The organism is Emticicia sp. TH156 (genome assembly GCF_002855535.1).
In the GTDB taxonomy this organism is placed as follows: domain Bacteria; phylum Bacteroidota; class Bacteroidia; order Cytophagales; family Spirosomataceae; genus Emticicia; species Emticicia fluvialis.
In genome coordinates this window covers 508,144-522,748 of the sequence record NZ_PKRS01000003.1, presented here as the reverse complement: position 1 = coordinate 522,748, position 14,605 = coordinate 508,144, and the positions used below count along the sequence as shown (strand labels likewise).

Sequence of the window (14,605 nt, the reverse complement as noted above, 5' to 3'; positions counted from 1 at the left end):
ATTTATCCCCAAATACAAGGATGATGAAAGCCGCTTCGTCAAAGGCTTGCATCAGCCATTAATACAGGAAGATTTATTTTATCAGGTGCAGGACGTACTAGATGGTAGGAAACGAAACCAATACAGGCTAAAGGTAGTTTCCAATTCGACTTTGCCCCTTAGAGGATTCTTGATTTGCCCAAAATGTGGTAAAATACTGACCGGAAGTGCATCTAAGGGTCTTACCAAGCGTTATTCGTATTATCATTGTTTTGCGGGCTGCAAATTCAGACACAGGGCTGATGCAATTAACCAGCAGTTTGTTTACGAACTGAAAAAGTATATCCCACGTCCTGAAATGGCCGAGCTATATAAGATTGTATTGCAGGAAGCCTGGCATAACCAAACTGCCCATTTATTAGATGATAAGGGGCAACTGCTGAAACAGATTAAAGATCTGGAAGATAAATTATCGTATGCCCGAGACTTATTATCCTCTAAACAGATTGAGCCGGAAGATTTTAGAGTAATGAAGTCCGATTACAGCAGTAAAGTTGAAAAGTTGGAAGCCAAACTCAGCGGACTTTCACACAATGGTATAAATATTAAAGACCTGCTTGGTAAGGGGATTGACAATCTTTTAAAGCTGGATTATATCTACGAAACTGCAGATATAGACAAAAAACGACAAGTTATTAGTTCGATGTTTCCTGAAAAATGGCTCAAGCGAAAAAGTTGGGGACTACGCATAAATCTTGGCGAGTCTAAAGAGGAAGAAAGTAATATTTCTTACCCCTCTGAACTGGTTTCTTAGTGCTTTAACTTTCGCGTTGAACGATTCTGCTGATGCATTAGTACTTCTTCTATCGAAGAAGTTGAGGATTTTCTCATAATGATTCTGAATCGTTCGGGCAATTGTATTGAATGAATCGAAACTTGCCTTTTCAATCTGATTATACCATAGTGCCAGCTTTTTGAATGCTACAATCCTTTCTTTGGAATGGGTAAAAATGTCAGATAATCCTCTACTCAATCCATAAGCTTCTGCAATGTCAGGATATAATCTGAATAAGATTTGAGCTCTGTGTGTTTGTGATTCAGACCAGTTATGCTGCTTTTTGTAAAGTAAATATCTACTCCGGGCGAGTAGCTGTTTGAGTGTATCCCCATTCTCTAACACCTGAGGCGTAAATGGTGTTTTTTGTTCTTTAGCTGACTGCATTTGCCTGTTTTCTTCTTCCATAGCCTGCCACCTGTGTTGGATTCTAATCTCTTGTACTGCATCACAGGCTAGCTGTTGAACATGAAACCTATCCGCTACAAGTTTGGCTTTAGGGAATGCTCTTCTGGCTATTTTCTCCATTGTAGGAGCTAAATCTAAAGTCACTTCTTTTACCTTCTTCCTTAAAGATTCAGGTATCTGACGTAATACTTCTATGATTTTCTCACTTTCAGTGCCTTTTATCATGGCTACCAAAGTGCCTTTACTTCCTTTAGCTGCTTTGTTTGTCAGAATCGTGTAAAGTTCTCCTTGTGATAAGCTCGTCTCATCAATGGATAGATATTCACCAATATTCTCAGTAAACAATAACCAGTCTTCTGCATGTGAAACTTGTGACCAATTCTTGTAACCACTTAAATGACTTACATATTGCTCCTGGAATCGTTTGCCATCTAATCCATAAAGTTCTCCTAAAGTCTTACAGCTGATGGGTATCTTATCAACCAAGTCCTTTCGGTCGGCGTTCCGATAAAAAAATGGCGGATTCCTTTGTCATTCGAGTGCCATCTGCTACCATTTCCCAATTTCTATAGACTGTCTTCCCTGTGGTATGATTCAGCCATTTCCTACGCTTGATTTTCAGATAACACGCTTTACCACGAAGAGGAAAATCACGGACAGTTTCTTCGTCAAAGAAACCCTTTGAGTGTAGTTGGTCAGATTGATATTCAGCGGGTGGTAGATTCTTCTCTGATAAAAACAGATAGTAGGATTCCTCTTTCTTTATCACATTAGTTAATTCAAAGTATTCTAAAATGCCTTCTGGTAGTAGTAATGATAGTAGTGTTGTATCCAAGTCAATTTCTTTTTCGCAAAGTAACTCCTTTTTTACCTACTCCCCAACTTTTCAGATTGACCCTGAAAAATTGCATTTTGAAAATAATGCACTTCGAACTAGTAGAATAAATGAAGCTGTCAGTCTTATTTACCTGATAAACAGTGATTTAGGTGGAAACAAAAAAAGGACAAATCAAAAATAAATTTGATTTGTCCTGTAAAGTCGGGGTGGCCAGATTCGAACTGACGACCTTCTGCTCCCAAAGCAGACGCGATACCGGGCTACGCTACACCCCGAGGGCGGTATCTAAAAAAATTGAGAGTGCAAAGGTAGAAAATTTTATTAATAAAACAAAAATTAAATTTAAAATATTTCTACACATTCTCGCGGAGAGGGCGGGATTCGAACCCGCGGTACGCTTTAGACGTACGACAGTTTAGCAAACTGCTCCTTTCGGCCACTCAGGCACCTCTCCTTTCCCGTTTGGGATTGCAAATATACAGGGTCATTTTGTTTTAACAAAACGCAATGACATTTTTTGTATTTTTTTTGATAAAATATTCAGGGGTTTATTATATCTGCATTTTGAAAGGTTACAGGAATAACATGAACTACTTTAGCAGATATGTGGTCTTTCAGCTCAGGTATCCATTGGTAGGGCAATTTTACTACTCTTAATGCCTCATTGTCCAGGTCTTTATTACTGTTCTTAAGTACTTTAGGCCAGCGGTGTATCCGGTTTTGTCAATGGTAAAGTTAAGCTATACTTTGCCGGCTGCGTTCTTTTGCGAGCTGTTAAAGAAGACCTCAAATTTATGGCAATAGTTTCATAAAGGGCATAGCTGGCACCAATTGTCGACGGTGGGCGGCTTACCGCGCTCCAGGTAGTGTCTGTACCGTTTATAATGGCAGAAGCAGTTGGTTTAGGTTCAGGTCTGAAAGACACTAATGTGTTGGAGCTGTAGTCATACTCCTGTTCCAGCCCATCTCTATCATACAACTTCCATATACCTTCCTTGACATCATTAACATAATTTCAGGCAGAAACTATATTGCCCAATGAACCAAAGGTAGTCCAGTTGCTATCCATCTTGTCATTTTTGTAAAAGCCTTCAAGTGAAATATTGCCATTCACCCATTTTTTATAGGAACCAGGCCTGGTTTTTTTGTCGTTTTTCAGTACAAAGTATTCTCCCTTATCATTGGTAAATGGATTCGGCAGCGAGCTTTTGCTTGCCAGTTTAAGCTACTGGGCAGCGGTGGTCATGCGTGTTAAAGACAGCAAAAGCCAAGTGAGTTTTTTGTATTTTTTTTTACCTTAATTTAGCTCGGTTCTGGCGCCAGGGGCTTGTATTATCAACAGACACCACCGGGTTATTCTGCGATTTAAGTTTGCCTTTGTTCTTTAGTAATTCGGCAGCCAGGGCTGCAACAATTTCCAGTTCTGTTTTGTCGGCTGGTTGTTGAAGTACTTCTGGCGTGAAGTAGAGGCTAACAAATCGGGTATCGAATTGACCACTCATAAATGCTTCGTGTTGTAAGGCAAATTTGCAAAATGGCAAGGTAGTAGCAACTCCTGTAATCTTGTATTCGTCTATGGCCCGTATCATCTTTTCAATGGCCTCGGTGCGGTCGTTTCCATAGGTAATAAGCTTGGCTATCATGGGGTCATAATAGATAGGAATTTCCATGCCTTCTTCTATGCCGTCATCAACCCGGACACCATTCCCTTGCGGACGAACGTAAGTCTGTAGAGTGCCCACATTAGGTAGAAAATTATTTGCAGGGTCTTCAGCGCAGACCCGCACCTCTATCGAATGACCTTTTATCTGTAAGTCTTCCTGACGGAAACTCAGCGGTTTGCCTTCCGCCACATGAATCATTTCTTTCACAAGGTCAACACCTGTAATCAATTCTGTAACCGGATGCTCCACCTGCAGACGGGTATTCATTTCCAGAAAATAAAAATTCAGATTTTCATCTACAATAAATTCAACCGTACCTGCTCCATAATAATTACAGGCTTTAGCTACGTTAACCGCGCATATACCCATTGCTTCTCTGATGGCCGGGGTAAGCACTGCCGATGGCGCCTCTTCTATCACTTTCTGATGGCGGCGCTGAATGGAGCATTCACGCTCAAACAAATAAACTACGTTACCGTGCTGGTCTCCCAATACCTGTATTTCAATATGCTTGGGCTTGGTTATGTATTTTTCAATAAAGCATGAGCCATTACCAAAAGCCGATATGGCTTCTCCAACGGCGCGGTCCATTTGTTCATCAAAATCTATTTCGCTTTCTACTACACGCATGCCCTTGCCACCGCCACCTGCGCTGGCCTTTATCAGAACCGGATACCCAATTTCGGCGGCTTTGGCTTTGGCGGCATCGCGGTCTGTAATGGCATCAGGGGTGCCTGGCACCATGGGAATGTTATAGCTGGCAACGGCATGTTTGGAGGAGAGCTTATCGCCCATGATTTCAATAGACTCTGCCGATGGGCCGATAAAAATTAAGCCCGCCTCTTTTACTGCTTTTGAAAACCCGGCGTTTTCTGATAAGAAACCGTAACCCGGATGAATGGCATCGGCACCTGTCTCATGAGCCACTGCAATGATTTTTTCACCGAGCAGGTATGATTCTTTAGAGGGCGGAGGGCCGATACATACGGCCTCGTCGGCATATTTAACATGAGGGGCGTTTCTGTCTGCTTCTGAAAAAACGGCAACCGTTCTGATACCCATTTCCCGTGCGGTACGCATAACACGTAGCGCTATTTCACCTCTGTTGGCTACAAGAATTTTTCTGATGTCTGGCATAGTCAATTTAATGGCAGCTTTGCCAGCATTTGTTGCTGGGCAGCCTGTTTTTTGCTACTAATTAACAGTAAAATTCTGTTTGTTTTTGAAATTTAGAGCAAAAATCTTGGATATTTCCATAAAAAAAACCGGAGCCTCTGTAATGGGTTTGTTATCAATTCTAAAAAATGATACTTTTGTTAAAAAATGGAGACTTCTTCATCATTTTATTGTTAATTCAATCAGGCAACGCAATGTTACGTTCCTTCATACATACTTAACATAATGGCAAAAGATATTTTTGACAAAACAATTAGCGATTTAGGTCATATCGGCACACAGGCAAAACTGCTTAATTCTCACCACTATTATTCATTTCCAAGGCTAACCGGCGAACTGGGACCCTATATGGAGTTTAACGGCAAACGCGTTCTGAACTGGTCGCTAAACAATTATCTGGGTTTGGCCAATCATCCGGAAGTACGTAAAGCCGATACTGAGGCAGCAGAAAAATATGGTCTGGCGTACCCGATGGGAGCGCGTATGATGACCGGAAACACCGAACTGCACGAGGCGTTTGAGAAAGAGCTGGCGGCCTTTGTAGGTAAAAAAGACTCATTTTTGCTTAACTATGGTTATCAGGGGGTTATGTCGGTTATTGAGTGTATTGTAGACCGCCGGGACGTGATTGTGTATGATGCCGAAAGCCACGCCTGCCTGATAGACGGTATACGCCTGCACAAAGCCAAAGGTGGCGAATATTACAAATATGTGCACAATGATATGGAGAGCCTTGAAAAAAACCTGATAAGGGCTACCAAATTGGCTGATGAAAGAGGCGGTGGCGTTCTGGTGATAACTGAAGGGGTTTTCGGGATGTCTGGTAAAGTGGGCAGTCTTGATAAAATTGTTGAACTGAAGAAAAAATACAGCTTCCGTTTATTGGTTGACGACGCGCATGGTTTCGGAACAATGGGTGCCACCGGAGCAGGAGTACCCGAGCATTTTGGCGTTCAGGATGAAGTAGACCTGCACTTCTGTACGTTTGCCAAGTCAATGGCGGCTATAGGAGCGTTTATTGCTGCCGACCCGGATGTGGTTATGTTTCTGAAATACAATATGCGCTCGCAAACTTATGCCAAGGCATTACCTATGCCTTATGTTCTGGGGGGTATGAAACGGCTTGAGCTTATAAAAAAACACCCTGAATACAAAGAAAACCTCTGGACAATTGTTAATGCACTTCAGGATGGTTTCCGTAAACGTGGTTTTGATATTGGTGATACCTCGTCGCCAGTTACCCCGGTTTTCCTGCATGGTAATTATGATTTACCTACCGTTACCAATCTGATACGTGACCTGAGAGAAAACATGGGCATTTTCTGTTCTGTTATCATTTATCCGGTGGTTCCTAAAGGGGTAATTATGCTTCGTATTATTCCTACTTCATCTCATACACTTGAGGATGTTGAATATACCATGGAGTGCTTTGAAAAAGTGCAGGCCAAGCTTAAAGCCGGTGAATATGCATCACTTACAGTAGCCTGATAAACAGGCAGAAAGGGCAATAAAAAAGGTTTTTATAAGCGTATTTTAATATAGAAAGTAAAAAAGTCAGGCTATAACCTGACTTTTTTACTTTGTGGTACAAAAATATGCTGTTTTTTATAGTATTTTCTTTAGAAAAATTTGTAATATTTATCAATATCTCTAACTTGCAAGTGCTAATAATTCATAGTTTGAGTAAGTAATTCTATTTTTTAACCAAATCTGTTACAATTACCATGAATAAGTACAAAGAACTTAGTGACCTAGTTGCTTCTCTGCAAGGGGATTTTGACAAATTTTACGACAAAGGCAATAAAGCTGCCGGCACAAGAGTAAGAGCCGGTATGGCGCAATTGGCTGCCTGGGCGAAAGCCACAAGGGCCGAAGTACAATCAATAAAAAATGCCCAATGAAAACCACATTTATTGTGAAAAAGATTAAAGAAGAAGGTGAGCTCAGTCATGAGCTTACCTTTTTATATTTTTTCGGTATGCATTAGCGTAGCCAGCCCTCTGATGGTTCGGCGAGATGTTCCTTTAATAAATACCTCTCCGGCTATTTCGGCAATATGCTTTTCTTTGTCAACTGTCATTACCGTAAAAATTACCTCGTAGTCGGTATCTACAAACATCGGAAACAAATACTCCGTTTCCTGTTTCATATACACTGAACCTTCGCCCGGGAACTCCATACCCAATACCCTTGTAAAAACACTACTGCTTAAATGGCCATGAATAATGGGGCGTTTGAAGCGTGTTTTGGCTGCATAGTCGGCGTCCAGGTGCAAGGGGTTTTTATCGCCGGTTACTTCTGCAAATTTAATGACGTCATCCTGCGAAAAACGAAATTCGTGTTTGTAGGTATCTCCGATTTCTAATGGCATAATACTGATTTTTTTGTAAGAAATTAAAAGCACAAATATACCAATTACTTGCTGATGGCCATCAAAAATTAACCAAAGACAATGAGCAGATAAAAACCAAACGCATATTTAATGCCTGCAAAACTAAAAAAGGCAGGCCGTATCTATTATTTGCCTGCCTGTTTTTGCTATTAACTATACTTTCAGTTCTTTTTGGGTTGAGACGTATTTTGTGTGCCTGGCAGAATAATTACTTCCGGAGGGGCGGTTCCGGCTTTTCTTGGGCTGGCAACCGGAGCCGTATTCTGTGCAGGGGTTGTATTTGTTTTAAGTAAAGGGTCTGCATTAATTGCCGCTTCAGCATCTTTTACACCAGTATCTTTAATTGAAGCTTCGGCTTGTTTGATAGAAGTGGCAATTGACGCATCAATTAATCCCTCTCTAATGGCCTGGTGATAATAGGCAATAGCTCTTTTCAGCATATCTGCCGTGGCCTGTGGTGTCGGCTGCCGCCACGCCAGGCGGTGCAACTCAGCGCCTTGTGCCAGTGTAATTCTGGGCAACTGCCCGCGGTTCGGGTCATTGGGGTTTAGGTTAATCAGTTCAATCAGATTACTTTTGGCAGGTTCATACCTCCGTATGGCTGCAAAGTCCTGAAATTTCCTGGTAAGAAAAAGCGCCCGCGACGAATAGCTAATCTGGTCTGTTACTTTGCTTTCCGACTGAAATTCAGGTAATTTGGCGCACTCGCGGTACAGAAAAAAGGCATCCCAATAACGACCTGATTTAAAGTAATCATCAGCCTCCTGTAATAGATAGGTACGTGTTGATTGCCCGAAAGCCATAAAGGATATGGATGCAATTGCCAGCATCGAGGCAAAAAAACGCAGGGTCTTCATTAGAAAACAGATTTATTATTTCCGGAAGTTTTTTAGCTATTTTGTTCTTTAAACGTATAACAGGTATTAAAAATTGAAGCAGCACTTAAAAATTAAATAATTTTGGAATCATTCAGTACCGAAATAGCCGTCTTTATTCAACAAAACAGTTCTGCAAAGTTGCTGATTAATCCTGATGCATTCCCTTTTTCGCCGTTTACGTTTTTGTACCTTTCAGATAAACAAACCGTTATTCATTGTATTGATTTAGAACGGCAGGCAAAGGATGGGGATTTCTTTAAAAACCTGACCGTGCAATTTGGTGAATCGGGCATTAAAATTGTGCATCTTTGGGAAGACCTCTGGCTTACCCGCAAAGTTGTCATACAATCAAGGTTGTTGTCTATTCTGAGCCAATCGGCTACTATTCCGGCACGGTTGTGCCTGAGCAGGCGCATTGATAAAGCAACACTTGACGGTTTCCTGAACGAGCACCACCTGCAGATTTCTACCTCAGCCAAGTTTAAATATGGCCTGTTTTTACCCAAACGTTACTTTAGGGTAATTAATACCGAGAAGAATATGTTTAGCCGCATACTCCTAAAAAATTATGATACAGCTGAAGAAATCCTGGTTGCGGTTGCCTCGTTCAGCACAGCCAGAACTTTTGTGAGAGAGGGCGTCTCTTACCGTAGTTTTGAGCTGATACGCTTTGCCAATCTGAATGGGTTTACGGTAGTAGGTGGTTTTGATAAACTTCTGCAGACATTTATAAAAGAACAAAAGCCTGATGATATTATGACATACGCAGATGCTGATTGGTCAGTCGGTGCCAGTTATGAAAAACTGGGCTTTGAAAGGTTGCAATTATTACCGCCCAAAGCCTTTGAGTTGGATCAAAACCTGAACAGACGATGGAACCCCACGGTTGGAAACAATAACCGGAAAGTCTGGAACGCCGGAAGCTGGAAATATTTACTAAAATTAAAACAACCGGTAAATGAGTGATAAACCAAGACTGATAGTGCTATTGGGACCAACGGCATCTGGCAAAACCCGGCTTGCAGTTGAGCTGGCTGTAAAGATTGATGGTGAAATTATCAGTGCCGATAGCCGACAAGTGTACAAAGGAATGAACATAGGTACTGGCAAAGACTATGAAGATTATACGCATAGCTCCGGAAAGGTAATTCCGTATCATCTGCTAGATATAGTTGAGGCCGGTAACGATTACCACGTAGCAAGATTCCAAAAAGATTGCGTACAGGCATATCAGGAGATTACTGCAAGGGGCAAAGTGCCCATTCTTTGCGGTGGAACAGGTATGTATATAGAGGCAGTTTTAAAAAACTATCAGCACACGCAGGTACCTGTTAATGAAGAATGGAGAAAAGAACTGGAAGCCCAAAGCCATGAAGATCTATTGTGCCTTTTTAAGCAAGATTACCAAGCGTTTTACCCTGATGCCGAAGTTTCTACTAAAAAAAGACTAATCAGGGCTTTTGAGGTGGCAAAATTCAACAGTAGCAATAATGCCGTAAAGAAAGATAATGAAAGTATATCTGATGCAATTATTTTCGGGATACAGATACCGACCGAGATACGCCGGGAAAGAATCACACGGCGATTATATAGCAGGCTTGCCACAGGAATGATAGAAGAAGTGCATGGCTTACTGAATGCGGGTATAAACCCGGAGAAACTGGTATTTTACGGGCTTGAATATAAGTATATTACGGAATATCTGCTAGGTTATACGGAATATGATGAAATGGTAAAAAAACTGGAAGTAGCCATACACCAGTTTGCCAAGCGACAGATGACCTTCTTCAGAAGCATGGAAAAAAAAGGATTAGCTATTTATTGGTTGGATGGAATGGATAGTCTGGTGAATCTTACTGAGGAGATGATGAGGCTTGCTGGATTTAAAGCGGCTGTCTAAAAAGGTTTGACTAGTCCTAAAATAACGATACAGGATTAATAATAGTAAAAATACACTTTTTTAGACAGAAGTAGCCTTCGGGTTGCTTCTGTTTTTTGGTTTATAAGTTTTCATTTTGATACTGTTTTGCAGGTGCATCAGATTAGGAGTTAGCATATAATTAGACCAGTGTGGCCTGATTTGATTGTACTGGTTTATAATTTCCGCTACCAGCTTTTTCATTAATGATAATTCAAGATGGTAAGTATAAACCATAAATTCCTGTTTTAATATTCCGTTTATCCTTTCTGCCACTGCATTTTCATAAGGATCTGAGTTTTGGGTCATGCTACACTTTAGGCTGTACTTCTTTAATAAGTATTGATATTCATCCGAACAATATTGTATCCCCCTGTCTGAGTGGTTTATCAATTCATCAGCCTTAAACATCCTGGTCCTATGAGCCATTTATAAAGCATTAATACAGCCTTGTGTACTTAGGGAGTCAGACACATCATATCCTATTATCTTTTTAGAATAGGCATCTGTTATTAAGTTTAAATAACAAGGCTTATCACGTTTGCCGATGTATGTAATGTCAGATACCCACACCTTCTCCGGTTTAGTAATATCAAGTTCTTTTATCAGGTTAGGATGCTTCCTAAAGCGATGGTGTGACCATGTAGTAGCATGATAACTCCTTTTTGGCTTTATCAATAAATGATTCGCTCTTAGGATATTGAAGAACTTATCCCTGTCTACTTTTAACGCGCTAAGCTTATTATTAAGTATGTAATACAGTTTTCGTGTACCAAGCCTGGGCTGGATTATACGCTGCTCCCTCACAAGTGACACAACCTGTTCTGCCAAGGTTCTCCTGAGCTTGGTGCGCTTAATGCTCCGCTAATAAACCTGCCTGTTTATCCCGAACAAACCACAGCTAAAGCTTATGCTTTCCTGCCTTTTTCACTAAAGGACTGGATTGTCCGGGGGGTAAGTTTTTTCGGATATCAATATTATATTCCTTTTCGGCAAGGTCTATCATCATATCGAAAATAATGGCCTTAGAATCAGAAATATGATTCTGATTCTCAAGCTGAACTTTGTGCTTTTCCAAAAGTTTCACTTTGGCTTCAAGCTCCACAATATGTTGTTCAGGTGTCTTTGGCATATTTGTTGGCGTTTGATTCTCCCAATCAAAGTTATCATATTTTCAAAGCCAATTTATAACCCTCTTTCTACATTGTATGCCATATTGTTTGGTAGCCTCAGTAGCTGTAATTTTACCCCGCTCAATTTCCTGAACTATCTGTAACTTAAAAGATAATGGATAGTCTTTTTGGGTACGTTTGACATAACTGTTTTGAACTTCCATTTTTGATACTTTTATTGTAACGCTATTTCAGGACGGGCCATGATTTAAATAAAAAGCTCTTCCCTATCAGATAGAGAAGAGCTTTTCTTATATAACATCTGCTTAAACTCCTAGCGAGACAAATACCAGTCTGTGTTTTTTAATCCTCCGCTAAGTGCCCATTCCTGAAACTTAGGATACACATCTTTGATGTTTTTTGACTCCGGAGGGCTCACAAACGATACCGGTAAGGCTAATCCCCATGGTTCGTTGTTAATAGATTTATATGGGTCTGTCAACGATAATAATTTGCCTTTTGCACCCTCATAGATAGACTTACTTATTTTATCGGTTGCCTTAAAACCTACCAGGTGTACTTCACTTCTGCCACTGGCGCTGGTTTCGCTTGTTAGAACCACAAAGACGTTAAGCGCATTGTAGGTGAAGTTTTCTACCGGTGTGTTAAACTCTATTGTAACAGTTAAATCTAATGGGCTATAATTACCGTTTTGGGTAGATATCAATCGGGTGTCTGCTACGCCAAAGGCTTTGTGAGCGTCATCAACTATTGTTACTACTGCATTCGTCTGACCAGATTCAACTCCGTTCGATGCAAGTTTTAAATTATTACCTACTAAATCCTGACGTGAATAGGTAACTGATTTCACATTACCAGAAGCTATGCCGTCTAACTGAATGGCACCTGACATACGTTTGGTGGCACCTACTGAACGTAATTTAGCTTTCAATGCTACTTTAACCGTTTTGTTTGACGAATTCTGGAACTTCGAGACATTCATGTCTACCACAAAGTCATTCAAATCGTAGTCTCCTGTTTCAGGCCAGTTATCTTCAAAAGAATAGGAGTAGGTTCCCAGATTAACTTCTGTGATGGTTTGGTCGGTAGGCGTAGTTCCTGAGCCGCTATCATTATTGCCACCTGCATTACAGTTAGTTGAGGCAATTTTAACAGTTGATTTTTCATAAGCCACCAAAGCTGCTGGTCTTGAAACGATATAGTAGGTACTCCATTGGCCGTTAGGGGTATGATCAGAACATGCAATCTCAAGGTTACCTGAATACGTTATGGCTTCCCACTGATTATTTACGTCTACCTTTTTCATTCTTGCTACTGCACTTTCAGTTCCGGTTCCAATCATGTAATTTTTGTTACTTGTGAAGTTAGCCGATACCCAAACATCAAGAATTGCAGATGAGGCAAGGTTGATTTTAGTACCGCCGGCAACCAATTTCTTGATACCAAGCAAAGACTTTTCTGCTACATTAATGGTTGCATTAGTAGTAGTCAGGTTGTCAATTGTTGTATGGCATACATTTTCTAAAGTTGCATTGGTAAGCGAAGCATCTTTTACCTGTAATGTTCCTTCATTACGTATCTTGGTAGAACCCGTCGTGCTGGTCAGGTTATCAATAGAGGCTGTTCCGTAGTTAGTAAAACTACCGTTAGCAAATGTAGCGCTTTTGGCATTCAATGTACCATAATTGGTGTAAAGCGTCTCATTTGAGGTATTCAGGGTTTCAAAAATCGCTGTTCCGTAGTTAGCAAAAGCGCCACCGGTGTTCTGAATAACATTCACTAAGTCAAGTGTACCACCAGAAGTTACAATAATTGCATTATTGCCACCCAGGTTTAATGTAAAGTTACGGTTCTTCCAGGTACCCTGAATATATATTTTCACACCGCTTGTACCATTATTTGCGTTAATTTCACCGATAAAATTCTCAGAAGCCTTTACAACATAGGCTTTATTTGACTCAACGGTAATATTCGATTTCCCACTTATGGCAATAGCTGTATTAGGCACAACCACAGGCGCGTTATCTGCAATACTGTAAGCAGCAGCAACACCAGCCATTGAGTTGGCAGATTCGCCACGAAGAGCGCTGGCTCTAAAACTACCAGTATCGCCTGACTTTGAAACTGTTACAGAATTAACATCTTTAATTGATACCATTGAAACTGAAGCTATACCCACAGGAGAGGTCTCTCTAAGGTACACATATTGCAAGCCAACAGGAACAGTAACTTTATCAACAAAGTCCTGGCCTTTTTTTGCTTGCCCGGCCCCTAATAAATTGGCAGCAGTTCCAAGTTTTGGGTCATTATCAAATAATTCAACTTTGTAGAAGTACTGACCATTGTATTTGTCGTTAATAACGACACGAACATCAAGAGTTCTAACCGATGACCATTTAAAATCAGACGGAATAACACTTCCAGAAGGAAACAACTTTGCAGCAGCAGGAGTTGTGTCGGTTGGAGTAAACTCTAATTTAGAGCAGCTGGTAGCGCCCAGCATGATGCCTGTTAAACCTAACAGAAGGAAACGAAAATTTTTGCGCTTGTACATTTTAGCTAAGGTTCAAAAATAAAGTCAGAGACAATATAATTTAATTAAATAAAAATTCCTGATTAAATACAAAATATTTACAAATAACATCAAGCAGAAAAATGATTGTGGAAAAAGTCCGTCAGCATCTTTTTAAAAGATTTTCTATTCATAAATAACAAGACAAAAATGTTAAAAATATTAATAAATAAATGTTGTTTTTCGACGATTGGAAGAAAAAAAGGGGATATTGGTTCATTTAGGGCAGCCAATTATGCAGTGGTCTGAATCCTAATCAAAGCAAGACAAAAAATAGCCGTTATCAAATAAGAATAATAATCATCAATATGCTGGATTATTACGCTCAGAATGCAGGCAATTCAATGGATATCTTGATACCGACGAGAGAGCGAAAGATTAATCATGCACAAAACGGTAATCAACGCAAAAAAAAACTTAGAACTGCTACTAAAAACTTCAGAATAAAAGCCAGGTGGACGCTAACTTTCAAAAGTATAAATATAGTACCATCGTAGGTGCGAATTGGGCATCTTTGGGCCAGAACAGGCGGTATTAACTGCGCTGTACAGTTTTCAGTTGGTAACAAAAAAAGACCCAGGAACTACTTCAAAGGTCGTTGGAATAAAAAACTGGGCAGACGGTTAATTAGTTTACTTACTCTGGGTCAATCTGAAAAGTTGGGCAGTAGGTAAAAAATGGGTTACTTTGCAAAAGGATACTGACTTGGATACAACTTTACTATCATTACTACTACCTGAAGGCATCTTAAGAATATTTTATATTGATTCATGACTAGTCCTGAAAAAGTGATACAGGATTATTAATACTAA

Annotated in this window: 15 protein-coding genes and 2 tRNA genes; 5 read left to right on the top strand and 12 right to left on the bottom strand. The window is 40.3% G+C overall.

Annotated features, from left to right (window positions below):
• On the top strand, window positions 1–793 hold a 793-nt coding region (locus tag C0V77_RS23050), incomplete at its 5' end, for a zinc ribbon domain-containing protein (RefSeq protein WP_216824416.1).
• On the opposite strand, the gene C0V77_RS08600 is transcribed toward C0V77_RS23050, so the two are convergent.
• From C0V77_RS08600 to C0V77_RS08575, 6 genes are all read right to left on the bottom strand, one after another.
• On the bottom strand, window positions 722–1,690 hold the full coding sequence (locus C0V77_RS08600; protein WP_255408961.1) for a transposase: 969 nt from the start codon (window positions 1,688–1,690) through the stop codon (window positions 722–724). The two genes, C0V77_RS23050 and C0V77_RS08600, sit on opposite strands and share 72 nt — an antisense overlap.
• Before the next feature lie 10 nt (window positions 1,691–1,700).
• Window positions 1,701–2,057: a transposase gene (locus C0V77_RS08595; RefSeq protein ID WP_173830531.1), complete on the bottom strand. Its 357-nt coding sequence runs from the start codon at window positions 2,055–2,057 to the stop codon at window positions 1,701–1,703.
• A gap of 204 nt (window positions 2,058–2,261) precedes the next feature.
• Window positions 2,262–2,335: transfer RNA gene (locus C0V77_RS08590), tRNA-Pro, on the bottom strand.
• A 91-nt stretch (window positions 2,336–2,426) separates the two neighbouring features.
• Window positions 2,427–2,514: transfer RNA gene (locus C0V77_RS08585), tRNA-Ser, on the bottom strand.
• Window positions 2,515–2,757: 243 nt separating this feature from the next.
• Window positions 2,758–3,039: a hypothetical protein gene (locus tag C0V77_RS08580; RefSeq protein ID WP_101725920.1), complete on the bottom strand. Its 282-nt coding sequence runs from the start codon at window positions 3,037–3,039 to the stop codon at window positions 2,758–2,760.
• 313 nt (window positions 3,040–3,352) lie between these two features.
• Entirely contained in the window at window positions 3,353–4,861 is a 1,509-nt protein-coding gene (locus tag C0V77_RS08575) for an acetyl/propionyl/methylcrotonyl-CoA carboxylase subunit alpha (RefSeq protein ID WP_101725919.1), read from the bottom strand.
• Between the two features lie 264 nt (window positions 4,862–5,125).
• Here C0V77_RS08575 and C0V77_RS08570 point away from each other — a divergent pair, with 264 nt between their 5' ends.
• Window positions 5,126–6,388: a pyridoxal phosphate-dependent aminotransferase family protein gene (locus tag C0V77_RS08570; RefSeq protein ID WP_101725918.1), complete on the top strand. Its 1,263-nt coding sequence runs from the start codon at window positions 5,126–5,128 to the stop codon at window positions 6,386–6,388.
• A gap of 236 nt (window positions 6,389–6,624) precedes the next feature.
• On the top strand, window positions 6,625–6,801 hold the full coding sequence (locus tag C0V77_RS08565) for a histone H1 (RefSeq protein ID WP_101725917.1): 177 nt from the start codon (window positions 6,625–6,627) through the stop codon (window positions 6,799–6,801).
• A gap of 62 nt (window positions 6,802–6,863) precedes the next feature.
• Here C0V77_RS08565 and C0V77_RS08560 read toward each other — a convergent pair whose 3' ends face one another.
• Window positions 6,864–7,271: a MaoC family dehydratase gene (locus tag C0V77_RS08560; protein WP_101725958.1), complete on the bottom strand. Its 408-nt coding sequence runs from the start codon at window positions 7,269–7,271 to the stop codon at window positions 6,864–6,866.
• A gap of 182 nt (window positions 7,272–7,453) precedes the next feature.
• Window positions 7,454–8,149 (bottom strand): hypothetical protein, encoded by a 696-nt coding sequence (locus C0V77_RS08555; RefSeq protein ID WP_101725916.1) that lies wholly within the window; start codon window positions 8,147–8,149, stop codon window positions 7,454–7,456.
• A 102-nt stretch (window positions 8,150–8,251) separates the two neighbouring features.
• Between C0V77_RS08555 and C0V77_RS08550 the strand changes: the two genes are divergently transcribed.
• On the top strand, window positions 8,252–9,136 hold the full coding sequence (locus C0V77_RS08550) for a hypothetical protein (RefSeq protein WP_101725915.1): 885 nt from the start codon (window positions 8,252–8,254) through the stop codon (window positions 9,134–9,136).
• A complete protein-coding gene (miaA, locus tag C0V77_RS08545; RefSeq protein WP_101725914.1) occupies window positions 9,129–10,070 on the top strand; it encodes a tRNA (adenosine(37)-N6)-dimethylallyltransferase MiaA in 942 nt (313 codons plus the stop codon). The genes C0V77_RS08550 and miaA overlap by 8 nt, the downstream gene beginning before the upstream one ends.
• A gap of 60 nt (window positions 10,071–10,130) precedes the next feature.
• Here the strand turns inward: miaA and C0V77_RS23300 are convergent, their stop codons facing one another.
• The 4 genes from C0V77_RS23300 to C0V77_RS08535 all read right to left on the bottom strand — a co-directional run bounded on the left by C0V77_RS23300 (window position 10,131) and on the right by C0V77_RS08535 (window position 13,775).
• On the bottom strand, window positions 10,131–10,397 hold the full coding sequence (locus tag C0V77_RS23300; protein WP_216824415.1) for an integrase core domain-containing protein: 267 nt from the start codon (window positions 10,395–10,397) through the stop codon (window positions 10,131–10,133).
• A gap of 120 nt (window positions 10,398–10,517) precedes the next feature.
• Complete coding sequence (locus C0V77_RS23575) at window positions 10,518–10,895, bottom strand: DDE-type integrase/transposase/recombinase (RefSeq protein WP_409012786.1); 378 nt, start codon at window positions 10,893–10,895, stop codon at window positions 10,518–10,520.
• 94 nt (window positions 10,896–10,989) lie between these two features.
• On the bottom strand, window positions 10,990–11,220 hold the full coding sequence (locus C0V77_RS23295; RefSeq protein WP_216824414.1) for a hypothetical protein: 231 nt from the start codon (window positions 11,218–11,220) through the stop codon (window positions 10,990–10,992).
• A gap of 314 nt (window positions 11,221–11,534) precedes the next feature.
• Window positions 11,535–13,775 (bottom strand): LruC domain-containing protein, encoded by a 2,241-nt coding sequence (locus C0V77_RS08535; RefSeq protein WP_101725913.1) that lies wholly within the window; start codon window positions 13,773–13,775, stop codon window positions 11,535–11,537.
• Between the last annotated feature and the right edge of the window lie 830 nt (window positions 13,776–14,605).

Coding starts and splice junctions, on each gene's coding strand:
- C0V77_RS08575 (WP_101725919.1), bottom strand. CDS start 4,861: ATGCCAGACATCAGAAAAATTCTTGTAGCCAACAGAGGTGAAATAGCG.
- C0V77_RS08570 (WP_101725918.1), top strand. CDS start 5,126: ATGGCAAAAGATATTTTTGACAAAACAATTAGCGATTTAGGTCATATC.
- C0V77_RS08565 (WP_101725917.1), top strand. CDS start 6,625: ATGAATAAGTACAAAGAACTTAGTGACCTAGTTGCTTCTCTGCAAGGG.
- C0V77_RS08560 (WP_101725958.1), bottom strand. CDS start 7,271: ATGCCATTAGAAATCGGAGATACCTACAAACACGAATTTCGTTTTTCG.
- C0V77_RS08555 (WP_101725916.1), bottom strand. CDS start 8,149: ATGAAGACCCTGCGTTTTTTTGCCTCGATGCTGGCAATTGCATCCATA.
- miaA (WP_101725914.1), top strand. CDS start 9,129: ATGAGTGATAAACCAAGACTGATAGTGCTATTGGGACCAACGGCATCT.
- C0V77_RS23300 (WP_216824415.1), bottom strand. CDS start 10,397: ATGACCCAAAACTCAGATCCTTATGAAAATGCAGTGGCAGAAAGGATA.
- C0V77_RS23295 (WP_216824414.1), bottom strand. CDS start 11,220: ATGCCAAAGACACCTGAACAACATATTGTGGAGCTTGAAGCCAAAGTG.
- C0V77_RS08535 (WP_101725913.1), bottom strand. CDS start 13,775: ATGTACAAGCGCAAAAATTTTCGTTTCCTTCTGTTAGGTTTAACAGGC.